General features: G+C 50.6%; 22 protein-coding genes and 2 pseudogenes. 13 read left to right on the top strand and 11 right to left on the bottom strand.

Annotated elements, in window-relative coordinates; translation table 11 throughout:
• Window positions 1-19: 19 nt before the first annotated feature.
• Window positions 20-1411 carry a GspE/PulE family protein gene (locus GOW92_RS23160; RefSeq protein ID WP_170565697.1) on the bottom strand — a complete coding sequence of 464 codons (1392 nt, stop codon included), beginning with the start codon at window positions 1409-1411 and terminating at the stop codon, window positions 20-22.
• A 155-nt stretch (window positions 1412-1566) separates the two neighbouring features.
• Here GOW92_RS23160 and GOW92_RS23155 point away from each other — a divergent pair, with 155 nt between their 5' ends.
• Genes GOW92_RS23155 through GOW92_RS23125 form a run of 7 tightly spaced genes read left to right on the top strand, consistent with a single transcriptional unit; the run spans window position 1567 to window position 7871 of the window.
• On the top strand, window positions 1567-2469 hold the full coding sequence (locus GOW92_RS23155; RefSeq protein WP_170565694.1) for a PilN domain-containing protein: 903 nt from the start codon (window positions 1567-1569) through the stop codon (window positions 2467-2469).
• Window positions 2470-2482: 13 nt separating this feature from the next.
• A complete protein-coding gene (locus tag GOW92_RS23150; RefSeq protein ID WP_170565691.1) occupies window positions 2483-2998 on the top strand; it encodes a GspMb/PilO family protein in 516 nt (171 codons plus the stop codon).
• Entirely contained in the window at window positions 2971-3570 is a 600-nt protein-coding gene (locus tag GOW92_RS23145) for a hypothetical protein (protein WP_170565688.1), read from the top strand. The genes GOW92_RS23150 and GOW92_RS23145 overlap by 28 nt, the downstream gene beginning before the upstream one ends.
• Before the next feature lie 3 nt (window positions 3571-3573).
• On the top strand, window positions 3574-5598 hold the full coding sequence (gspD, locus tag GOW92_RS23140; RefSeq protein WP_170565685.1) for a type II secretion system secretin GspD: 2025 nt from the start codon (window positions 3574-3576) through the stop codon (window positions 5596-5598).
• A gap of 8 nt (window positions 5599-5606) precedes the next feature.
• Window positions 5607-6839, top strand: coding sequence for a type II secretion system F family protein (locus GOW92_RS23135; RefSeq protein ID WP_170565682.1), 1233 nt, complete (start codon window positions 5607-5609; stop codon window positions 6837-6839).
• Window positions 6823-7224: a type IV pilus modification PilV family protein gene (locus GOW92_RS25420; RefSeq protein ID WP_170565679.1), complete on the top strand. Its 402-nt coding sequence runs from the start codon at window positions 6823-6825 to the stop codon at window positions 7222-7224. The genes GOW92_RS23135 and GOW92_RS25420 overlap by 17 nt, the downstream gene beginning before the upstream one ends.
• A gap of 47 nt (window positions 7225-7271) precedes the next feature.
• Window positions 7272-7871 (top strand): hypothetical protein, encoded by a 600-nt coding sequence (locus tag GOW92_RS23125; RefSeq protein WP_170565676.1) that lies wholly within the window; start codon window positions 7272-7274, stop codon window positions 7869-7871.
• Here the strand turns inward: GOW92_RS23125 and gspG are convergent.
• Entirely contained in the window at window positions 7829-8239 is a 411-nt protein-coding gene (gspG, locus tag GOW92_RS25415; RefSeq protein ID WP_368040319.1) for a type II secretion system major pseudopilin GspG, read from the bottom strand. The two genes, GOW92_RS23125 and gspG, sit on opposite strands and share 43 nt — an antisense overlap.
• 26 nt (window positions 8240-8265) lie before the next feature.
• Window positions 8266-8691, bottom strand: a complete 426-nt coding sequence (locus GOW92_RS23115; RefSeq protein WP_170565674.1) for a prepilin peptidase — start codon at window positions 8689-8691, stop codon at window positions 8266-8268.
• A gap of 208 nt (window positions 8692-8899) precedes the next feature.
• On the opposite strand from GOW92_RS23115, the gene GOW92_RS23110 reads away from it, so the two are divergent.
• Together GOW92_RS23110 and GOW92_RS23105 are read left to right on the top strand one after the other, a co-directional pair.
• Complete coding sequence (locus GOW92_RS23110; protein ID WP_170565671.1) at window positions 8900-9448, top strand: hypothetical protein; 549 nt, start codon at window positions 8900-8902, stop codon at window positions 9446-9448.
• Window positions 9445-9786, top strand: coding sequence for an ATPase, T2SS/T4P/T4SS family (locus tag GOW92_RS23105; protein ID WP_170565736.1), 342 nt, complete (start codon window positions 9445-9447; stop codon window positions 9784-9786). The genes GOW92_RS23110 and GOW92_RS23105 overlap by 4 nt, the downstream gene beginning before the upstream one ends.
• 106 nt (window positions 9787-9892) lie before the next feature.
• Here the strand turns inward: GOW92_RS23105 and GOW92_RS23100 are convergent, their stop codons facing one another.
• From GOW92_RS23100 to GOW92_RS23085, 3 genes are all read right to left on the bottom strand, one after another.
• Window positions 9893-10267: a hypothetical protein gene (locus GOW92_RS23100; RefSeq protein ID WP_170565668.1), complete on the bottom strand. Its 375-nt coding sequence runs from the start codon at window positions 10265-10267 to the stop codon at window positions 9893-9895.
• A 555-nt stretch (window positions 10268-10822) separates the two neighbouring features.
• Entirely contained in the window at window positions 10823-11098 is a 276-nt protein-coding gene (locus tag GOW92_RS25410) for a CPCC family cysteine-rich protein (RefSeq protein ID WP_170565665.1), read from the bottom strand.
• Window positions 11095-17130, bottom strand: a complete 6036-nt coding sequence (locus tag GOW92_RS23085; RefSeq protein ID WP_170565662.1) for an RHS repeat-associated core domain-containing protein — start codon at window positions 17128-17130, stop codon at window positions 11095-11097. Before GOW92_RS23085 ends, GOW92_RS25410 begins: the two co-directional genes overlap by 4 nt.
• A 366-nt stretch (window positions 17131-17496) precedes the next feature.
• Between GOW92_RS23085 and GOW92_RS23080 the strand changes: the two genes are divergently transcribed.
• The 3 genes and pseudogenes from GOW92_RS23080 to GOW92_RS23075 form a co-directional block, all read left to right on the top strand.
• Complete coding sequence (locus GOW92_RS23080; protein ID WP_170565659.1) at window positions 17497-18180, top strand: IS6 family transposase; 684 nt, start codon at window positions 17497-17499, stop codon at window positions 18178-18180.
• A gap of 70 nt (window positions 18181-18250) precedes the next feature.
• On the top strand, window positions 18251-18403 hold the full coding sequence (locus GOW92_RS24800) for a hypothetical protein (protein ID WP_217356575.1): 153 nt from the start codon (window positions 18251-18253) through the stop codon (window positions 18401-18403).
• Window positions 18404-18457: 54 nt separating this feature from the next.
• Window positions 18458-18586, top strand: a pseudogene (locus GOW92_RS23075) (IS6 family transposase); the annotation flags it as partial.
• A gap of 14 nt (window positions 18587-18600) precedes the next feature.
• On the opposite strand, the gene GOW92_RS23070 reads toward GOW92_RS23075, so the two are convergent.
• From GOW92_RS23070 to GOW92_RS25475, 4 genes are all read right to left on the bottom strand, one after another.
• Window positions 18601-19134: a hypothetical protein gene (locus GOW92_RS23070; protein ID WP_170565656.1), complete on the bottom strand. Its 534-nt coding sequence runs from the start codon at window positions 19132-19134 to the stop codon at window positions 18601-18603.
• 23 nt (window positions 19135-19157) lie between these two features.
• A complete protein-coding gene (locus GOW92_RS23065) occupies window positions 19158-20027 on the bottom strand; it encodes a hypothetical protein (RefSeq protein ID WP_170565653.1) in 870 nt (289 codons plus the stop codon).
• 39 nt (window positions 20028-20066) lie between these two features.
• Window positions 20067-20990 carry a transglutaminase family protein gene (locus GOW92_RS23060; RefSeq protein WP_170565650.1) on the bottom strand — a complete coding sequence of 308 codons (924 nt, stop codon included), beginning with the start codon at window positions 20988-20990 and terminating at the stop codon, window positions 20067-20069.
• 98 nt (window positions 20991-21088) lie between these two features.
• Window positions 21089-21364: a hypothetical protein gene (locus tag GOW92_RS25475; protein WP_438826371.1), complete on the bottom strand. Its 276-nt coding sequence runs from the start codon at window positions 21362-21364 to the stop codon at window positions 21089-21091.
• Between GOW92_RS25475 and GOW92_RS25470 the strand changes: the two genes are divergently transcribed.
• Window positions 21284-21487 (top strand): hypothetical protein, encoded by a 204-nt coding sequence (locus GOW92_RS25470; RefSeq protein WP_438826370.1) that lies wholly within the window; start codon window positions 21284-21286, stop codon window positions 21485-21487. The two genes, GOW92_RS25475 and GOW92_RS25470, sit on opposite strands and share 81 nt — an antisense overlap.
• On the opposite strand, the pseudogene GOW92_RS25405 reads toward GOW92_RS25470, so the two are convergent.
• Window positions 21423-21599 (bottom strand): annotated as a pseudogene (locus GOW92_RS25405) (DUF2779 domain-containing protein); the annotation flags it as partial. The gene GOW92_RS25470 and the pseudogene GOW92_RS25405 overlap by 65 nt on opposite strands.
• Between the last annotated feature and the right edge of the window lie 4 nt (window positions 21600-21603).

Here is a 21603-nt window from a genome sequence, read left to right as displayed (position 1 = left end):
TGTTGCACTGAGTTGCGGCTCACAGTGCAAGCTTCGCCTGCAACCGCCGCACGCCTCCGCCCGAGATCTCCAAACGCTGCCCCAACACCCCGCGCAGCACGGCCTTCACCACATATTCCGGCACACCGAGATTCGTAAGCCGCGTCACTGCCCCTTCCGGCGTGTTCGTGTGCAGGGTCGACAACACCATCCGGCCTACCATCGCCGCCCGACAGGCAATTTCAGCCGTCTCCTCATCTCGGATTTCCCCAACCATCAGAACATTCGGGTCCTGACGCAGAAACGAACGCAACGTTCGGGCGAACGTCAATCCGATTTCCTCGTGGACCTGGACCTGCTCCACACCGGCCAGATTGTATTCTATCGGATCCTCAACCGTCAGGATCTTGCGCCCTTCATCGTTCAAATGGGCCAGCGCCGTATATAGCGTCGTCGTCTTACCTGAGCCAGTTGGTCCGGTAACCAGGAACAATCCGTTTGGCTGCTCGATGATCTCAATGATCTGCCTCGTCGTTTCGGCATCGAACCCCAACTTGCCCCACCCAAGCCGCAATGCATTGGGGTCCAGAACCCGGCACACAATACTCTCGCCAAAACTGGTCGGGACCGACGATACGCGAAAATCTACCTTGCGTCCTGCAATTGTGGACGTAATTCGCCCATCCTGAGGCAATCGGCGCTCGGAAACATTCATGCCAGATATGACCTTGAGTCGTGCAAGGATCGACACAACGCTTAAAGACCGGTTCACCGGATGGGCTTGCAAAATCCCATTGATACGAAGCCTGATCCGTAGTCCATCCTCTTGAGCTTCGAAATGGACGTCAGATGCCCCGACTGCCACCGCCTCGTTAAGAATCTCGGACACAAAGCGAATAACGGGTCCTTCAAACTCGCCCTGTCGCAACGCTTCCTGGTCCGCTTGCAGGCGTTCGCCGGATACTTTTGTATCTTCTTGCGTCTCATCAAGAGAAGCAAGCAAAGACCGAATGATCCTTGTCGGCGCGGCAACAACAGCGGGCGGTCTTTCAAGAAAAAACAAAAGCTCCGCGCCGAGAGCACCGTTCGCAGGATCGCTCGATAAGATAAACGAACGTCCGTTCGCATCAGAAATGGGCACAATTTGGTTAGATTGACAATATGAAAACGTCAGCAGATCCAGAGATACCAAATCCGGAGTGTACTCGGGAATGTCGGCTATCTGCTTGCAGCCAGCAGACTTGGCCAACCTGGGTATCAACAACTCCTCATCCACGAGCCCCAACTTCAGGATTGCCCGATCCAGCGAAATGTCTTCTGCCTCGGCAATTGCCAACGCGCGCGACACTCCCAATTGATCAATGGCACTTTCATTCAGGAGATCCTCAATGAAGGTTTCGATGTTGTAGGTTACGTATTTGGTCAAAGTCATCTTTGATCTCGTGAGTAAATCATACTATAAGTTGAGTAAAAACTAGGACGCAGACTTTTAGGTTGAACACACACTCAAGCATACTGTTGGTAATTCGTAGTCATCTAGTGACTATTAGCGCTCGGCTGTACCGTCAATTGCCGGGATGGATTGTATTGCCCGGATTTTCGGCGGAATGGTCGCGAAATCTTTACATTGCCTCTCTACCCGTCGACACCGGACCACTCACTCGGGGCGAAATTGTCGATGTGACGTTGGCTCAAGAATTGTTGCTCACAAGAGAATTGACGATACCTATCGCGGCCAAGAGTGACCTTTCGAAGGCAGTAGACGTTAACATGCGGCAATCGCTGCCAGAAAACGGTACTGGTCTTGCCTGGCGATACCGGATCGAGAAACACGAGAAGTCAAGCCTTCGGGTTGTGATCTACCTCATAAAGAAAAAAACACTTGAACAGATTGAAAACGTGATTGCGGCAAAGCACGGCAAAGTGCGAACGATCAGCGTAACTGTTGCATGTGAACCTTTGCTATTTTCTGACTACCGACGCCATGTCGATCGTTCCCGCCGACTTTGGGATGTAGTTGCGGCTTCGCTTTTTGTCGGCTCAGTTTTGTTGGTGCTGTGGCGGGGATTTACAGAAACTACAACGTTGCGGAACGACATTGCGCTGTTGGAGCAAATGAAGAATGAGCTAAGTGCGAACGCAATTGTCCTCAGACAGCAGCTGGAGGAAGAAACCTCGTTCCAGACAGGGGTTATCCAGGATGTCGATCTATTCGTATCGGAACATCAACGACTATCGATAATCTTCGATCTAACCGAAATACTTGATCAAGAAACCTGGATTTCCGAACTGATCATCAGCGGTTCCAGGGTATCATTCTCGGGTTTTACCGGCAGTGAAGCCACAGATGTAATGGAGAAGATAAGCTCTCTTCCCTGGGTAGAGCGAGTTGACCTTGCAGGACCTGTAACCTTTGACAGCTATTCCAGAAAAAACAGGTTCGATTTGGCGGCGGTGATCGAAAAACCGAGAAGGCACGCAAGTGAATAGGTATCGATCAGTTTTGACCCTTCTTCTGGGTGCCGTCGTCGTTGGTATCGTGCTGCTGGCAAGTCACTTCGTATTTGAAAATGACAGAAAAGTGCTTTCGAACAGGAAGTCCAACCTCGAAAAAGAAATTTCTGAAATTCAAAACCGACTTGAATACTTGCGTCTTGAAACACGCGAAACGGATTTCCCAAGCGACTTGTTGTGGAAAGGCAAGACCAAAGCTACGGCTGAACTTTCATTGCAAAAGATGGCCGTCGATCTCACCGCGCAAACAGCGATGACACTTGTTTCATTCAACAACTCACAAGCACGCCATAAAACACAGAACGATATCGTTTCATTCAGCATTGAAATCGAAGGATTTCTCGACGACGCATTTAAGTTCTTAGCAGAGTTAGAACATCATACTCCTAAAGTCGCTATCGAAACACTTCGCATTCGTCCGAGCCGGAGTCAGCGTGGTTCCGCTCAGGGTGTCCCAATCTATCTACAGGTGAACCTATGGGTGTTTTGGAGCGACCAAGCATGACGGGTGTCCGGGTTTACATTCCTCCACTTACGGTCTGGCTTTTTGCGGGTTTGTTTGGTTGGTTAGCGTTGTTTCCGCCTAATGAAAAAACCAATTCGCTTGCCGCTCAGGACAACTTTGGAAACAAGGCTTCTGGTGCCACAGCGGCACCAGAGATCAATTTTAGCATTCCCTACACTGCTGACTATGAAACGCGGCAAGAAATGTTAAAAGACAAGCCCTTGTTCTCTGAAACAAGAAGCAACGTGCAAAACGCACCCCAATCTGAACTCCCAACGCCTCTAGCGGTTAGTGTTCCGCAGCCAAAACCGAAAGCAAGCGAACCTGTCGCCAAACCACGCCCTTTTTTACCCGTTCTTGAGTTTCGTGGCTACGTGCGGCGCGGCGATGATTTACGAGTGTTGCTTTCGTTACCGACAACCGCCGAGGAGCGTTGGGTTCGGGCCGGCGACCGCTTGCTTGAGTGGAATGTTGCAGATGTGTCAAAAAGGATGGTCCGTTTAGAATCCGGTGAATTCCAGCACATCGTTGAAACCAACAAAAGAACGACAGTCGACAAAGATGTTAAGTGAGGAATGATGCGGTTTAAAACGATCTCAATTTGGGTAGCTTGCATATTTTTAACCGCCTGTACCGAGACTGTCACCACAAGTTCCGGGGTGTTTGGTGACGATGTCAAAGTGGAACGTAATTCAATTCTGAACAGATTTTCCAGCGAGAATACGTCGGTCGCCCTCAGTGGTCGCTCAAGTGCAGTGGCTCGCGGCAACGACCAGTTCGTAAATCCACGGCATGGGGCAACGACGCGAAGATCCAAGGCGATCATAGTGCCTCGAGACGGCGAAACGGTAGAGGTGTCACTCGTGAATGCGAGTGTGGAGGCTGCGGCCGAAGTCGTTCTCAGCGAAACTCTGGGATTGAGTTATGCGGTTGGCGATGATGTCAGCGGCACCATCACCATTCAGTCTACCGGACCAATTCCAAAGGACTCTTTACTAGAACTTTTTGAAGCTGCCCTCTCTGCCAATGGCGCACGCCTTGTGCAGCAGGGCAAAATTGTCAAAATCGTACCAGGTACTTCTGGGAATAAAGCATTTCGTTTGGCATCTGCAGGTTCCGTCTCTGGAGCAAACATTGTTGTCGCACGTCTTGAGTATATTTCAGCAGCTCAAATGGTTAACCTGCTTGAACCGCTGATCGCTGAAGGGTTAACGGCCGTCGCGGATAGACGTCGAAACCTGATTATGATGACGGGCAGTCCAGCTCAACTAGAAGCAGCTTTGGATGCATTGAATCTTTTTGACGTGGATGTGCTGAGAGGTAAATCTGTTGCTTTGATCGAACTCAATTCCGCTGATCCCGATGCAATCGTCGATGAATTGAATGTAATATTTGAAAATGAAGAAGGTGGGAATCTGGAAGGTGTCATAGAGTTCATTCCTAACAAACGTCTGGGGTCGGTTTTGATTATCACGTCCAGGTCCCGATATCTTTCGGCTGCACAAAAGTGGATCCGGGAATTGGATCGAACGGCAAGCGGCTCCAAAAATTTTATCAAGATTTATGAATTGCAAAATCGCGCTGCTGTTGATGTTGCTCCGATACTGAACGACCTTTTAGCTGGTCCGATAGCGACAGAAGACAGTACAGACGGTCAAGCCCTAAAGAACGAAATCAAAGCATCCAGGGTTGCTGCGGATAAAGCCAGAAACGCGCTCCTTGTTCGCGCAAACCGCCGCGAACATCGAGAAATTCGCGAACTTCTAAACGATATTGATAGTAGTCCGCAACAAGTCATGCTTGAAGCAACGATCGCTGAAGTTCGATTGAACGACGAATTGGATCTGGGTGTTCGGTGGTTCTTTGAAAGTGGGAATTTTGATTACACATTCTCAGATGCGACCAACGGCAGCACAAGGCCCACTTTCCCGGGATTTTCTGTAGTATTTGGCACAGGAGGCGCACGAGCAGCGCTCAGTGCACTTTCTGGCGTGACGGACGTAAAAATCATCTCTTCTCCCACACTCATGGTGCTGGATAACCAAGAGGCGGTGTTACAGATCGGCGATCAGGTTCCCATTGCAACTCAGACGTCAACCGATAACTCTTCGAGTGATGCACCGACAATCACAAATATCGAGTATCGAGACACCGGTGTAATTCTGACAGTAACTCCAAATATAAGTCGGAATGGCCGTGTTGTCCTCGACGTTGTGCAAGAAATCAGCAGTGTCTCACAAGAACAAACCTCGGGCATTGATTCACCAACTATTCGACAGCGTAAAGTCGCAACAAATGTTTTGCTTAATGATGGCTCGACGTTGGCTCTTGGCGGTTTGGTTCAATCGTCGGATACAAAAACAGTAACAAAAGTACCGGGGCTCGGCGATGCGCCGATCGTTGGAAGTCTGTTCAGGAAAACCCAGAGCGACAAGCGGAGGTCAGAGCTATTGGTTCTTATTAGGCCGCGGGTTGTGAACACCGAAATTGACGCACGCACAGCGACGGAATACTGGCGTTCAAAACTGTCCAGAACAGACTCGATCTTAAAAACTGGGCTTGGTTCTCCAAAACACACTGTGACCGACGTTCTTCAGTGAGGTTAAAAATGCCAGAGTTTTCCTACCAGGGGTATGATGCGACCGGAACGAACGACACCGGAACTATCAACGCGGCAACAGAGAAAGTTGCGTTCGAGACATTGCGAGCCCGAGGCCTGACGGTAGTCAACCTTGGCATCGGCCCAATTCATTCAAATGTAAGTATTCCTTGGTACAAACGCGATATTCAACTGTGGCGCACGCACCTACCATATCAAGACCAGGCAATAGTGGCCGATTTACTTGGCACGCTGTTTCAGGCAAGGCTTCCTGTCGTCGAAGTGGTACGGATTGCAGCGTTGTCTGCAGAACGGACAGACGTTAAGCGACACTTTGAACGTGTCGGGCAACATGTTGCAGATGGTGTCGATTTTCCCAGAGCATTCGAACTTGAGAACAAGTCTTTTTCCCCGATTTTTGTGTCATTTCTTCAGGTTAGCGACACGACCAACACTTTGCCAAACTTATTGAAGGAACTGGCGCGTTTCTTTCGATCGCAGAGCCAGATACGGCAAAAAGTTCTTTCTGCTTTGATTTACCCAACGATACTTGTCTGCGCTGCGATCGTTTTGTTTTTTGTGATCGCGCTTTACTTGGCCCCAAACCTTGAACCCGTTTTTGCGTCCGTTGGTAAAGACCCACCAAGCTCCCTGAGTTTCTTATTGTGGGTAAACTCTACTGTCAGAGATTTGTGGTGGGTCATTCTCGCAGGTTTCTCTAGCATTGCGCTGGCTCTGACGATCGCATTGCAACTGCCAAAAACGAAATCAGTATTGTCTGGCTTGAAGTTCCAACTGCCCATCATTGGCGCGCTATCTTATCTCGCCATGCTGTCCCGTCTGACGCAATCAACAGAACTGTTGTTGCGTTCGGGCCAACCATTGAATGATGCGTTACGAATGTCCGGGCAAAACATGGGTAATGGCTCCGCGCTAGGACAAAAGTTCATAGAAGCGGCAACCTCTGTTGAAACAGGACTATCGGCGTCAGGTGTTTTCGACGAGGATTCACGCACGCCGGCGTCATTCAGAGAGTTGTTTCGCATCGGTGAAAAGACCAACAGTCTACCCAATGCCCTCGCAGTTCTTTCAGACTATACGTCTTCGCTCGTGGAGCGGAAATCACAAAACTATCTCAGCCTACTTACTCCATGTCTGACGCTGGTTCTCGGACTGGCCATAGGTTTCCTAGTTTACTCTCTGATGGGGGCAATTCTAGAGGTGAATGAAATTGCCTTCTGATAGCTCACGTCGAAGTCCCGTCCGAGGGTTTAGCCTGTTAGAAACCTTGATTTCTACGGCCTGTCTTGGGGTAGTTCTTGTTGGTGTCTACAGCATTTCCACCCGCCTTTCCCGGTCGCTGGTGGATGCGAAATCTGAGTATGAATTAACCATGATGGTGCGGGCACTATTGAATGAATATACGATCACCTATCCCGCGATGCCAACGTACGGCATATACAAGGATAGGTGGGAATGGGAGATCCGGGAAGTTACCGAGCAAGGGCTGAAACCCACGAAACATGATCATTATTTCAAGTTCGTCAAAATCATACTGACAATAAGTCAAGTTAACTCGAAGCGAGACGCGAAGGAGTACAGCATTGTCGTCGCGCGGCGAGGCTAAGTCGGATGGGAAGATCACGAACAGCAGGGATTACCCAATTTGAACTGATGATCTCGCTTGCGATTATGGGGCTGATCGCGGTGTTGCTCGCAAACACACTCAATTTCAATCGCCAAACGATAGAACGGTTTCAGGTATTTTCCCGGTCAGTAGACGACATGGTTGTTCGCCGTTCACTTGTTGGTTGGATCGAGCGAATGCCTCTTGTTTCGAATTTCAGTGAAAACACTGCATTGCTACAGGGTGGGCAGGAAACACTGGAATTCAAAAGCCTGGTCGCTGATGACTTTTTTTGGGGTGGAACTCTCACGCAATTTACGATTACGGTGCGGTCCCGCGCAGTTAAGGGTCAAGCTATTGTTATCCGAGGACGAGGAAAACACCGTCTCAATCAGGACCCAATTGATCGTGATTTTGTTCTGGTGTCTGGTGCGAAAAATGTAAGATTTTCTTACTACGGTTCCGGTTCAAAAACACCTCAAAAGAGTTGGCACTCCAAGTGGACAGAAAGCAATCACCTTCCTGATTTAATAAAACTAGAATGGGAGTATTCCGATGGTAATCCGGCTCCTCCGTTGACATTCATACCAGGTAAGATCGAGCGTCAGAGATATATGTCGCTGTCTTCTCTGGTCCCCCCCGAGTGACCATCTCGGCCTAACGTGTACAGATCAAACGCACCGTTTTTCCCCGGACTGCGATACAAGTATATGCGACCCCATGGATCTCGGATGTCTTCTGCCTTGTCGAGATATGGACCTCTCCAGTTGGCAATCGCAGCGGGTTCAATCAACAATACATCCAACCCTTCGGACTCTGAGGGATACCGGCCGACGTCTATGTAGAATAATTGAATAGCACCCTTAACACTGTGCATCTGTATCTCTGCAGCCTTTGATTTAGCTCTCCCGAAACTCTCCATTATTCGGGGCGCGGCCAAGCCAACCAAGAGCGAGATAATTGCCAGGGTCACCATGATTTCAAAAATGGAGAATCCCGAGTCCTTCTTGCGCACCGCGAGGGTGCTAGAGCGATGATGTTTCACAGAAAAATACTTTCCATAAAGCTGAGTGTAAAAATTGCATAGGCTATGAATGGGCCAAAAGGAATACCTTCGTTGTCCCTGGGTGATTTAATTACTGAAATACCGTATCCGAGAATTCCGCCTATGCTCGACAGCAAGATCAGTTCGGGCAGTTTCCAGGGACCTAACAGCAAAGCTCCTGCACCAAAGAGCTTGGCATCTCCGATACCCAAACCATCCTCCTTCACGGCCCGAAAGTAGAGGCTACCAGCCAACCAAAAAAAACCGGTTACCAGCGCTCCAGTCAGAACATGTGTGAAGACCGATTGGGGTTCGATAAAGGCTAGATAAGCGGTGCCAATTGCAGCGACGAAAAATGTAGCGAGATCGGGGATTTCGAAGCACTGCATATCTACGATCGAAAGCCAGATAAGAACAGGCATCAGTGATAATGACAGCACAAGTTGCGGCTTGTCACTAACATCCCATAGACACCAGAGTGACGAAAGATACAGTGAGATAAAGAGCAGAACAGAGACAAAATTGGCCTTCAAGCTTTACGTATCCCCAAGTAGAAACTCACTGACAGTGAAGCGCCACAAACGGCGCGGAGTTGTTTTGCTTTCAACGCTTGTATCCCTGGCTCTAATAATGAGCCTGATCGTTCTTACGCAATCCATAGCCGTGAGTGGCATCAGAACAATTAAGCGTTTGAGCCAGTTAGAACAACAGGATTTGCTAGAGGATTCCATACGTGAACTCGCAAGACCCCTGATAGCGGATGCGATGCTCAGTTTTGGTGAAATCCACAGTCTTCCGCTTAATAGCTCCCCTTACCCGGTAACAATCGACGGTCAATTCGCCAATCTCATTGTTCAGGACGTTAACGGATTGATTGATTTGTCCAGAACACCGCGCGACGTCGTCAAGCGTTTGCTACCGGAGGACCTAGGTTCGATTGTTATGACGATGAAGAGCGATGGTCAGATACACACGCCTTTGCGTCAGAGATTCATAGAGGCAGGTGGAGACCCCAATAAGTACCCTGACATCGAACAATGGGTGACGATAAAATCCAACTCTTCACGGATCAATATGACCAATTTGCCGCGCCACTACCAAAACGATCTGACAGGCTTGCCACAGTCGAATGGTAGCCAGCAACCTCAGGAAGTTTCGGTTCTCGTGACGTTTAACTGAATGGGTTTTTCGGCTCATACCCATATCTAAATCACTATCAGATTAAGTGGACCTTTGTCCGGACGTTGCGGTCGTTTTTGCGTCAGGACCCGAACGTGCTGATGGTGGGTGAAATCCGGGATGAGGAAATGGCCGAAATCGCCTGTCGGGCGGCGCTGGTGGGGCGGATGGTTTTGTCGACTCTGCACACGAACACGCCTGAGGGAGCGGTGACGCGGCTTACTGATCTGGGTGTCCCAGAGTATGTGGTGAAGGACGTTTTGCGCGGGGTGGTGGGGCAGAGGTTGGAAATCATGGGCGACGATTCACGCAAGTTGCAGGCGCGGCTAATAAACTAGGTCCTTTCTGCCAGAGACTTAATCTGGTTTACCGGCGCAAGTTCGAAGCTGCGAACAAGACCGTGGGGTTGGTGACAGCTTCTGAGTCACATTCGACCCTCTGTTCCTATAGTAGTTCGAGAGTCAAGGTGGCGGCAGATATCCGCAGATGATGGTTATCTGGTGTAAAGAGTTTTATGCCCGCGGAGGTTCTTTCGACTACAAGTCCCGCTAACTCACTTCCCAACTCAAAAAGACCCTCCAAGGAAACCATATCGATATTGCTGAAGCAAAACTTAACACGTTTAACATCGAACCGCCCGTAAGGGTCTTTGAGGACAAGCTCAGCATTGTATAAGACGTGAACTTGTTCATACTCGGAAATTTCAACATCAGGGATAAAGACTCTGAATTCAAAGATTATCCAATCATGAAAGTCTTCAAATCTACTCGTTAAAGTCTCGATTGCGATTTTCGTATCGAAGTCATAAATCTTCGCCATATTTCTACCATCCTTGCCCATTTAAGGGACTTACTTGGGTTGGCCCTGTGGGCAAGCCGTGGCCATTGAAATTGAAGTGGTGTTCATGTGGTCGCATACCCCCGTGTGAATGGTTGAAGTCTTGTCGAGAGAACGGCCTGCCATTGCTATCATAAAATGTCCTAGAGCTGAGAATGCCATTTGTTACCTGCTCATAAACTGAGTTGGGAACAGACGTATTTGGAGCTCTTGCAGCACCAGATTGAACCGGCGTAGAATTTCCTAAGACGCCAGAATTACTTGCAATTTGTCCTTGCAGTGCACTCAGTTGAGCTTGCAGATTTGCATTGGTTTTAGGTGTGGGCCTAAAATTGGGAGGTTGTGCGTAAGTCGCGGTACGACACCGAGTAGCGCAGATAGAAGAACACAGCGTACAAAACTGCATCCTTGGGGAAATGACAGCCTTTTAACGAGATCATGCTCAAAAAACCTGTTCGAAATATTTCGAACAGTACAAACCTCAGATCACGAATGCTCGTCAACTAGACCCCAGAGTTTGCGACACATCCCTTAATACTATTGAATATCCGGTATTTCATCGCCAGTGGGGCGCCTTATCAGTTTCACATATTCAGGCTTGATGGCACCGATCTTCAGAAAATTTTCTCTAGCTTCAAGCAAGCTTATGGTGTTACTTCCACCTTCAAAAGTCGGGTCGTCAGCTTGAAGATTATCGTCTTCCCAGTAGCATATGGGGCATATGTCAAACGACCCGTAGTATTTTTCGCTTCTCGTGAGGAACCCACAGCAAGCACATGGGTATCCTTTTACATCATTCGCTTGTGTCTTCATTTTATTTGATTTTCCCAGTAAGAACGTCCTGCGCTCGGTCTAAACATTGTTCGTGGCGCTCCACTAGGAGTCGCTACAGCAAACGTATTCGTATTTGGATTATAGTACATAGTATCACCGTTCGGACGAACTTTTGATTGAGTTCCTTTGGGTGGATTGCTCACAAATGATCTTGCTGCTTGAGTGTACTGCGCGGCATTGGAATACTCAGGAAACTCCAATTTGTGCTTTTGATAGTGCGCTTGGGCGTTTTGTGCAGGGGTCTTAGTTTTGGTTCCTGACCATATAGGGGATCTCGAAGCTCTGATTGCACTTTGTAGCTGTCTAAGGTCTCTTTGGAGTCTAGCATTACTTTGACTGCTCGGTGTATAGCCAGGAGACTGAGCATAGGCAGCTGGCTTCATCCCTAGTTTTGCCCTCGCAGCATTGATCTGAGCCTTTAGAACCTGTTCTCGCAACACTTCCAAGTATCCGGAAGGGTTTCTAGGTTGGCCAGGTCGACCAGGTCGCCTTTGAGCTTCCTCGTACTCTTCGTCTTCAGGTCCGAATGCTGTTTCTCGCTCACCGGCTCCATTGGCGTTCACACCATCCGCGCGCCCACCACCAGTGTTGCCATCTCTGCCGTCACCACCTTCTTCGATGCTATCTGATTTCAGCGACCCTGCACTGTCGATAGCATTTCCAGATGGATCGGAAAGGTTGATTGGATCACTGAATGAGTAGCTGTACCTGTTTGTCCCGACGCCTGGTTGAGTGACTTCGAACCAGTCTGGCTGGATGAACATGGAGAGTTCGGGGTCGTAGTATCTGGCGTTGAGGTATTGCAGGCCCGCGCCGGCGTCGTAGCGCTCGCCGATATAGCCCTTGGTCTCGGGGGCGGCAATCAGATCCGAGGTCCAGTCCCGGGCCTTGCCGAAGGGGTGATAGATGCTGCGCTTGTCTTCGGCCCCATCCGTGCCGGTGATCAGACGGACCGAGTTCAGCTGGTCGCGGTGCATGTAGCTGGCCACTCCATTGACCAGACGCACATCGGGATGCGGGTAGGTCACGATCTCTTCGCTCGCGCCTTGACCGAAGTTGCGGATCTCGACACCTCCGAAGGTGACCGTGACCGTCTCATCCGGCTGACCGGTCTTGTCGGTCCGCTTCAGCCGCGTACCGTCAGCACCATAGACGTAAGACGTGGTGGTGCCGGCATAGGTTACGCTCAGCGGGCGGTTTTCACCATCATAGGTCATCACCTTGCCATGCAGGCCCTGCAGCATGTTGCCGTTGGAATCATAAGTGAAACTCTGACCGGCCACGGTGGTGGGTCGGTGCGTGCCGGGGGCATAAGCATATGTGCCCAGATGGCTGTTCGAGCGCATGTTGCCCGCCGCATCATAGGTGAAGCTCTGATCGAATGCCATCACACCATTTCGGTTGACCACTGTCATCAGACGGCCCGCGTAATCATAGGAATAGTTCAGGTTGCCCTCATTCCGCGAGGTCCATTGCTGGCTGACCCGGCCGGTGGCCGACCGGACATATCGCGTCTTGGCCATGACCTGGTTGGTGGCGTCGCGCACCTCGGTCCGGTTCATCCAGCCGCGGCTGCGGGAATACTCGCTGACCGAGCGCAGGCCGTTGCCGTAGACGATCTCGATCGGGTTGCTTCTGAGATCATAGGTGATGCCCGTAATGTGCGCGCCAAATCCAGTCAGACGGTTGGCCGCGTCATACCTGAACGGACCGGTCCAGGCTGTGGTCTCCGTGCCCGGCGCGTTTGGCAGTGCACGTCGCAACGGCACGCCGTTGGCCGCATATTCAGTCTGCAGCTGATACCTTCGCCCATCAATCATGTGCCGCTCTTTCGCGAGCAGACCCTGATTGTTGTAGTCGTACTCAATGGCATGGGTGCCGTTGATCGCAGCCCTGGTCAGCATGCCAATATTGTTATGCCCGGCCCTGGGCTGGTCATAGCTGTACTGGGTCGTGATGCTGGTCAGGCCCGGCCCGCTTACGGTTTTGGTTTTGACCCGATCCAGCTGATCATAGGTGTAAGCGATGGTCTGACCTTTGGCATCAACCTGCGAGATGAGGTTGTCCGTGGCATCATAGGACAACGACCACAGCCCCAGACCGGGATCATTGGCTGTCCGCCGGTTGCCAACAGCATCGTAGGTGTAGGTCCACTGGGCGCGGCCAGGATCAAGCACCGCTATCAAGCGATCTAAGGTGTCGAAATAGAAAAAGGTATCATCAAACCAAGCTGTACCTGGTTCGACATTAGTATTTCGGACCCCCGATATGATCAAATTTCCACGCGCGTCAAATGTGTTCCGAGTCCAACCACAAATTGTAGTGGCATCATTGTCAAAACAATCCGCGTTCTTTTCGTCGACAAATGGGAAATATCCGTTTTGATTGGTACCCCAAGACGTAATGAGCCCTGTTTGCTCATATTCCCGGACGGAGTACTTTCCATCTGCCGCCGTGGTTTTGGTGACGCGATCGAGCGTGTCGTAGTTGAAGCTGACCCGCTGATTGGTCGCAGCCGTGTTTCCGGCTGCTTCCGCCCAGGTCAATGGAATGCTGGTCCAGGCAAGGTTGCCACGTTTGTCATAGCTGCTGAGCGTGACGATCGCGTCTTCGATCCGGCTGGTCGCACCGCTGGTGGTTTCTTTGTAAACCTCGCCAAAGCCGTTGAAGTACTGCCGCGACACCGTATCAGGATGATCATTCCCGGAATCGGCCGACGCAGACCGTGTCTCGACATATTGCGCTGTTGGATTACCAAAAGCGTTGTATGACCAGTTCACCTCATGCCCGTTCGGAGAACGCTGCTCGATTTTCCTGCAATGCACATCGAACGTGGTCGTCGTCACCAACCCGTTGACATCCGTTTCGGTCAGCGGAACTTGACACCCATGATGCCAGTGCGTGCTGACCGTGTGACCGGCCGCATTGGTCGTGCCAGTGCGAAACAGGTGTTTCCCTGTATCATAAGAATGTGTGGTCGCCCGACCCTTAGCATCCGTCTCCGAAACAACATTGCCCCACGAATCGTATGAGAAAGTGCCAACTGTTTGCCCGAATGCTACATTTTGATTATTCCTTTGCAATCGGCGCACCTCAGTTATGCGGCCGAGTACGGGTGGGGTTACGCCGGCATGTTGCTCACCATCATAGATAAAGAACTCCGCAGCCAGCCAGTGCGCGTTGTTTCCGTTAAAAGACGGTCCTGCATTTACAATTTTATGCGATGCTTTTTCGACAATATACTTGTCTGGGTTTTCATTATAGACATACCAGGTCGTTCGATCATCTTCCGGTCCGGCAAAACCAAGGTCAATAAACTGGGCCAGTTCGCCAAAGACAGTATAGTGATACTCGGTGGTTCGTTCTGGCAGCGCCTGCCCGTGACGAGTCTTCGTGCGCGTCCGGTTTTTCCAGGATCGTCTCGGCCTAAGATCCAAACCTGTTGACCCCCAATCATTGATTTCCTGCCACCAAGTCACTCCGCCCCGGATCAGGGTCCGTGACGTTGCTCTGCCTTTCAATGCTGAATCTGACCGGCCACTGACGACATGTTGTGCATAGGTTGTAACAAGTCGAGGGCGGGAGGACTCTCCAGCAATTTCCGGAAGCGTCGCGGTAATGGTTCTAAATCCAACCGTCTGACGGCGATCATAATCAAAGCGGTTGCTCACATAGCTGAAATCGATGGTACGTTCCTGCCCGTTGAATCCGTTCGACCGCGTGATGCTGCCAACAACCGGGTAAGAACGCGGTACCTTGTTGTCATTGTAATGGGTTGAAGGCACGTAGCCGACTGTCTGATGGCCACCAGCCGGGTCAGTTATTGCGGCCAAAACACTCTTGGGGCCAGACACACCAAACAGGTGCAGATTACCGCCTTTGCCGACAATGTCCCCGATTCCGTCACCATTGACGTCTGCCACGACCCCGCGCTTGGACCCAAGGGTACTGTAAACGTCGTTCACTGGCCCAACTGAGAGTTCATGAAACGAATTACCTGTCGAAAGATAGATCAGAGATTGAAATTGACCCCGGACACACCACGCATCTACCCAGTTGCATTTACGCGTGACCACGACATCAGCCAAGCCGTCGCCGTTCATGTCCCGCACCTGAACGCTCAGTTGCGGAAACGTCGCATCAGGATGAAAGTCAATCCAGGTTTCGCCTGTGGTTCTGAACGCGTCCCCATCGGACAAATGAACAATGATCCTCGGAGTCGAACCGGTTCTAGGCTTCACAACGACCAGGTCCTGGGCGCCATCCCCATTGAAGTCACCAAAGCCGAATTGTGCATCGGCACCATGGGGCCTGATTGGATTGGGCGTTGTTTTTATGCGAAACCACCCCGTTCCGTTTGGATCGGAATAATTCCAATTTGTATCGTCACTACCGACCGGCCCAAACAACTCATCCTGACCGTCCCCGTCGATATCGGCCATATACGTTCCGATAATGCTACCACGCGAGTATCCGCCCCAGAGTCCGCCTGATGCATTTACCTGATGGACATTACGGCCCACAATTGCTTCCAACCCCGGGTCCCGGTCAAAGTTACCAAAAAACCGGATCGGGGTGTTTACGTTCAAAGTGGCATCTGCCGTGTTCGGCGTGATGCCCCGGATCGCCCGCCTCGTTGTTCTGGTTACAATCCGTTTATCCTCACCGGGATCACCCACTCTTCTGCGGGTTATGTTGGTATAGGCATAGAATGTCTGGCCAGATGTGGGATCAAAACGGGAAATCCGATCAATTGAGTTCCCAGAGCCGGTCGAACCACCGCCAAACCAGGAAAGGGTCCAACTGTTGTTTGCGTATAGATTTTGCAGCCAGCCAGCCACAGGTTTGACCGAGGGCACACCATAGTTGTCGAACTGGTAGACACGCAGGTCCTTGTTTCCCGTGCCAGTGGCAACCAGCACTTCCTGACGCCCGTCCTGATCCAGATCAAGCGTGGAAACAACAGCGTCAAAAGCATTTGCCCCAAGAAAATTCCGGGTAACCGCCATGTTGTCGGGCGTATACGTAAACCGATAGGGCGCACCTAGCGGCGTACCGCTCGGGATGTGATTGGCATCAAATCCGAAATCAGCACCATACCTCTGAACTTGGCTCAAAAGGCTGATTCTTGTTTGGGCGGCGACGGTGTAGTCAAGTAAGTACGCCCGGATCTTGTTAGCCCCATCTCCCTCGAAAACCCGAATACTTCTGATACGAAAAGGCTGCTGGCCAATCAACGATGTTCCGGTTGCGTAGCGCGGTCGCGCCACATCGGCCGGGATCTGATCAAAGCCGAGGAAAATGGAATAGACAATTGTCCCACTCGGTAACTCATAAGAGATCTTGGTAATCCGTGGAGCATGGCCGTTCGCGCGTCCGCCGCCCAAATATGTATACCGCACGGTATGTCCTGCCAGATCCGTGACACTGGAAAGCAAGTATCGGCCCAGATGGAGATGACTATATTCTGCAGTTCCCGGTGTTGTCTGCACGCCGAGAACAACCTTCTGGCTCCGATAGGTGTATTTGGTGCCGTTCTTCTTAAAAACATGAAACTCGTTCAGCTGCTGGTCCAGCTGGATCTTCAGGTAGTTCTCGTCATAGGTCGCGAAGTGACCGCCTGCTGAACAGCTTGCACTTTCACGGTTTGTTTTGCGTTCCGCTGGATATGGAAAATTGAGCTTGCTAGTCGCTTGAGCATCGTTGCACAAAAGCAGGTCCTGCCCATCGAGACGAAATATGTCCTGATTGAAATCAAAAACCGGCGTGCCGCCGCCAAATGAAACCCTCTCGATCGAAGACAGAGCAGCCAGTTTCCAGCCAGCACCCAACAAGGCATCCGGGGTACCGTGGCCATTGAAGCTGGACACATACCTGAGGTCCAGGTTGGGCTCTAGCCCCCTGAACTTCGGCACTTCAATCGGAACAGAATACCGGAAGCTTCCATCCGACAAAACGCTATTGGCAACTGCAATATCCGGCGTCGATGCGCCCTTGAATGCATCGTGCACTTGCGCAAAAGCAGACGTTGCGCTCACGAGCCAGGAAATGCCCAGCACCGCACCTAAAGCTATTCGAATCAAAGACGTACCCTGTTCAGTTTTGTTTTTTGTCTTTTGTTGCCAAAAATACCTATACGGTCAACACTTTAATTTTACTCAACCTTAAGAATAGTTTCCAAGGTAATCCCGCTTGAGCATCTATGGGGGCGCTATCCGACCAGATTTACCACGCTGTGGTGTCCAAGAGCGTCCCAGCGATCACTTGCGACTGAGTAAGCGCGGCGAGTGGATGTGTCGCAAATTTCAGGGTCAGATTGACTGGGCAGCCTGTTCTGGCATCTGTTTCGCGCAAAAAGTTTACTGACAGGTCTTAGTATGATTTCATTGAAAGGCTGCCATTTCCCCAAGGACGCGGTTTTGTACGCAGTTTACTTCTATCTGCGATACACGGTGTCCTATCGTGACTTGGAAGAGATCATGGCTGAGCGCGGTGTGCGAGTTGACCATGCCACATTGAATAGGTGGGTTGTGAAATACTCGCCGATCGTCGCAGTTCGTGCGCAATCAAAGAAGCGTCCAACGCTGAGTTCATGGCGCATGGACGAGACCTATATTCGTGTGCGCGGCAAATGGATGTACCTCTATCGGGCCGTCGATAAAGCTGGGAATACTCTTGATTTCATGCTGTCTGAGCGTAGGAACCGATCAGCAGACGCAGGGTTCTTTGGCAAAGCGCTGGCTTCAAATGGAATCCCGAGCAAGATCGTCATCGACAAAAGTGGAGCCAACGCGGCGGGCATTCGAGAGGTGAACAAAATCCTTAATCGGTTTGGCTGCCCAGCCAAAATCCAAACGGTCAGGTCCAAGTATCTGAATAACCTGATCGAACAGGATCATCGGTTTATCAAGCGTCGCGTACGGCACATGTGTGGGTTCAAATCGTTCAGATCCGCATCAGCTACTTTGGACGGCATCGAGGTCGCCAACATGATCCGGAAGCGGCAATTCCCCAGCAATACGACGTCTGGCTTCCAGCTATTCGCCGAGATCGCAGGATAGGTGTATCCAGTAAGTCGCTGACTTTGGCCGCTCCAAATGTTTGCGACACATCCAGAAGCAGTCGTTAAGCATGATTTTCGACAACGGCATGGCGCTTAAAATTGATCAAAGCGCTGAAAAAAGGCCGATCTCAAACGGCAGCAAAAAACCCCGAGAATTTTTGCCTGATGATGACCTTCGAAGATCGGTTTTTCTTGCGCCGACATCAGAACTTTGGGTGTGATGGTGTTGTCACGTTAACTGTCGTTCGGTTGCTCGTGCCCGTAATTGGACATAGGTGACATCGTCAATCAGCTACAAGCGCCACCGATTTCCTCCTCAGATCATCGCGCACACTGTGTGGCTGTACGTTCGCTTCAATCTGAGTCTGCGTGAAGTTGAAGAGATGCTGTTGCAGCGCGGGATCAGGAAAGCACTCCTTCAGCTTTCGATTATCCATCCACCTGACGACGGTGGGGATTGAAGGCTCAACTTCTCTAGGTTCGGCGCAGGGTATTCATCAATTAACGTATCGATCTTTTCTAAAAGTGAAGGGGGAACAAATAGCTTAGATATGTCTTTTGGTATCACTCCGGAGTGATAACCGAAATCCAGGATGGTTCTGGCGCACAAATCCAATGTCGAGTCGACAAAGTACTGAGTAGTGACTTCTGTGGCTGCCTCTTTCTGTGCGGGGTAGGTAAGCACGAAAGTTCCCTTCTCTTTCGGGGTCAAAGCAAAACTCTCAAGATCATTCGGGTCTGAGAAGTAGATAGGGTTGGTCAAACTTTCAGAACCGTTCAAACTTTGACAAATGTCAGAAACTTTGAACAACAAGTGCTCGCAGAAATCGAAAACAGGGACTTCGAAAAAGTCTACTTTAACGCCTTCTCCAAAGTTCACTTGCACATCTGCATATGCAGAATACGTAAGTGATAGCCGACTAATCGGCTCATCAGGCTTACGAACTTTCACAATTTTGGACCGAAAAATCATATCTAATGGTTTCTATTTACGAGATTTTTCTTCTCGACAGGAAAAGCTGTTACAATTTCCCTGAGGGTCATACCACCACGCCCCGGAATACCGGGGGATACGACAACCCTTCCGTATTGAGTTGCTGATCTCCACCCGGTGGAAGAGTTAGCATACCCAATCTGATGATTTGCATCAAACCCAACCTGAACTCGTCCTCCACGCTGAGGATGGTGGGTCAGGTAAGTGGCCTGTCCATTAAACAACGCCGCCAATCCTGTTTGTAGTTTCATTGTACCCCAATATGATGGATCAAACTGCCCTACACCGGGAGGCGCATTTCGCCCATGTCTGTCCAGAATATGTGTGATTGCGGTTGAAGATAGCCCCAAACGATCCGTCTTATAGTTGTTCTTACTAAGATACTCAGGCAGTGAGTTTGCGGTAGAAGGAATTCCTGGTCGACCTTGACCCAATAGACTAGCAAGTGCGTGTTCCCCAAAGCCAACGAAGTAAGAACCATCGTCAAAAGATTCGAAATGAAACTCATGCTGGCCCGGATTGCTTGAAACAAAGCCTTCCCGCCATTCGTTGTAGTATTGGGTTAGCTCCCTCATGTACTGCGCCCCCGCAGTACAGCCGCATGCGATTGCGGCATGCTCAGGGCTGCCTCCATCATAGTGTGTAATCGATCCATCATCGTGATATGTGGTCGCGAGGCCGCTTGGATCGCGTTGGTTGGTTGGATCACCATGAGAATAGGCATAACGATTTGTGCCAACACCCGGGAAGGTTGGGTCCATCGGATCTGCCTGAATAAACATGGCAGATGCCTGTGAGGAAAGCACCGCAAGGATCGTTATCAGAATGAAGTGCTGCAAAATGCGGAACATATGTTCTCTCTAAGCGTGTGTTTATGAGTTGACGCTAGCTTACCTTTGCACAGGACGCCAACCTAAAGTTTCAGCCTTTTCAAATGTGTATTGGTTCACGCGCTGAAGATATTCCAAATAAGGGCGCTGATCCTCCGGCACGTCTTGCACGTTTGGGTATTTCTCATGAAACTCCGTGCGTAGCAGATGGTACGCAGCAGTACCCTTCTTGACCATGATGTAGACGAACTGCGGATAGTGATCGAGCAGGATATCAGCCACCGCCATTGCGTCGTGGTAACGTTGTTTCTGGATGAGGTCTTCGACAACTATTGCTGCGATAACAGCAACAGACTGTTCTTGGCTCAGAGGGGTCAGAAAGACATCGTTGGAAATCGCTGCATCTGTTATAGGCAGCAAGTTTCGATAATGCTGATCGCGTGTACGACCTGCTCCACTGGTTGTTTCCAGATTGTGGGTCACGCCACGGTCATCGGTAAACTTCACAAACACATGGAGCGGTGCCATAGCAGGTATCACATCCAGACCAAGCCTTTGGCCGAGAACAATAAACAGAAATGGCATGGTGATGCAGTTGCCGAGCCTGTCCTGCATGTAATCTGACAAGAGCTTGTTGTGAACGTCTAGGCCGTAGGGATCGTCGTGATCGTAGCTGAAGGCATGGCCATTGTTCCAATCGCCGGGTTGATAGATATAACGACGAATAGCCTCGACCTTTTCCCAGCTATCAGCGTTTGGCGGCAGCATTGTTCGGATGGTGGTAACCATCTGATCGATCTGGGCCAGCTGTGCCTCCCCATCGATGCTGGGGTCAATCATGCGATCCACTTCAATTTTGACCTTTGCAAAATCGAGAGTGTCCATCTCACGAGAAAACAGGTCTTTCACGTCCGAGCGAATACCGGCCAGAGTGGGGGCTGCAAGCAGAGCAAACACCGCAAGTATGGAAAAGAAAAAGTGCATTCGGGGGCCGTATCAAATTCTGGATCGAAGATTGCACGCAGGACCTTGTGACACAACCCCGCATTGATCGCTCATGAGTTGAGCCGTTAGCTACAGCATCATTCGCCCGGAAAACGGACGTTTTCCTTGTCGTCCCGTCGACGGTCGCAAGGTGCCGTGAACATCACCAGAAAAACCGTTGCGGAAATCTTAAAGAGGTTGCGTGGTGCATCGCGTCTATTCTGGCGAGGCGAGTTGCCATGCTCATCGGCTATGCACGGGTATCGAAGACGGACGGGAGCCAGCTCCTTGATTTGCAACGTGATGCGCTGATTGAAGCCGGTGTCGATGCCGAGCGCATCTATGAAGACAAGGCATCCGGGCGGAAGGATCATCGGCCATCCGCTTGTTCAGATCACATAGAAAGTCGGAATACCCGGGAAACAGACGTGCCATTTCTTTGTTTTGCATTCTCTCGAAAGATGCGTGCCATGAAACGACACTGCCCTCTGCCCTAACATCGGCGCCAAGTCGTTCAAGCAGCCGATCGGGGAGCCGCGCGTCGCGTTCCAAGTATTCATAATGCTCAAGAGACCCATCCTCATGAAGGACGTGTAAAGAATACTGGATGGGG

This window comes from Ruegeria atlantica, from assembly GCF_013032505.1.
GTDB lineage: Bacteria > Pseudomonadota > Alphaproteobacteria > Rhodobacterales > Rhodobacteraceae > Ruegeria > Ruegeria atlantica_F.
This window is presented reverse-complemented; position numbering and strand designations above follow the sequence as displayed.

What these genes read in the sequence shown, in the direction of transcription:
- GOW92_RS23160 (WP_170565697.1), bottom strand. Translation starts at nt 1,411, where the DNA reads ATGACTTTGACCAAATACGTAACCTACAACATCGAAACCTTCATTGAG.
- GOW92_RS23145 (WP_170565688.1), top strand. Translation starts at nt 2,971, where the DNA reads ATGGGTGTTTTGGAGCGACCAAGCATGACGGGTGTCCGGGTTTACATT.
- gspD (WP_170565685.1), top strand. Translation starts at nt 3,574, where the DNA reads ATGATGCGGTTTAAAACGATCTCAATTTGGGTAGCTTGCATATTTTTA.
- GOW92_RS23135 (WP_170565682.1), top strand. Translation starts at nt 5,607, where the DNA reads ATGCCAGAGTTTTCCTACCAGGGGTATGATGCGACCGGAACGAACGAC.
- GOW92_RS25420 (WP_170565679.1), top strand. Translation starts at nt 6,823, where the DNA reads ATGAAATTGCCTTCTGATAGCTCACGTCGAAGTCCCGTCCGAGGGTTT.
- GOW92_RS23125 (WP_170565676.1), top strand. Translation starts at nt 7,272, where the DNA reads ATGATCTCGCTTGCGATTATGGGGCTGATCGCGGTGTTGCTCGCAAAC.
- GOW92_RS23115 (WP_170565674.1), bottom strand. Translation starts at nt 8,691, where the DNA reads ATGCCTGTTCTTATCTGGCTTTCGATCGTAGATATGCAGTGCTTCGAA.
- GOW92_RS23110 (WP_170565671.1), top strand. Translation starts at nt 8,900, where the DNA reads ATGAGCCTGATCGTTCTTACGCAATCCATAGCCGTGAGTGGCATCAGA.
- GOW92_RS23100 (WP_170565668.1), bottom strand. Translation starts at nt 10,267, where the DNA reads ATGGCGAAGATTTATGACTTCGATACGAAAATCGCAATCGAGACTTTA.
- GOW92_RS25410 (WP_170565665.1), bottom strand. Translation starts at nt 11,098, where the DNA reads ATGAAGACACAAGCGAATGATGTAAAAGGATACCCATGTGCTTGCTGT.
- GOW92_RS23080 (WP_170565659.1), top strand. Translation starts at nt 17,497, where the DNA reads ATGATTTCATTGAAAGGCTGCCATTTCCCCAAGGACGCGGTTTTGTAC.
- GOW92_RS24800 (WP_217356575.1), top strand. Translation starts at nt 18,251, where the DNA reads ATGATTTTCGACAACGGCATGGCGCTTAAAATTGATCAAAGCGCTGAA.
- GOW92_RS23065 (WP_170565653.1), bottom strand. Translation starts at nt 20,027, where the DNA reads ATGTTCCGCATTTTGCAGCACTTCATTCTGATAACGATCCTTGCGGTG.
- GOW92_RS23060 (WP_170565650.1), bottom strand. Translation starts at nt 20,990, where the DNA reads ATGCACTTTTTCTTTTCCATACTTGCGGTGTTTGCTCTGCTTGCAGCC.
- GOW92_RS25475 (WP_438826371.1), bottom strand. Translation starts at nt 21,364, where the DNA reads ATGATCCTTCCGCCCGGATGCCTTGTCTTCATAGATGCGCTCGGCATC.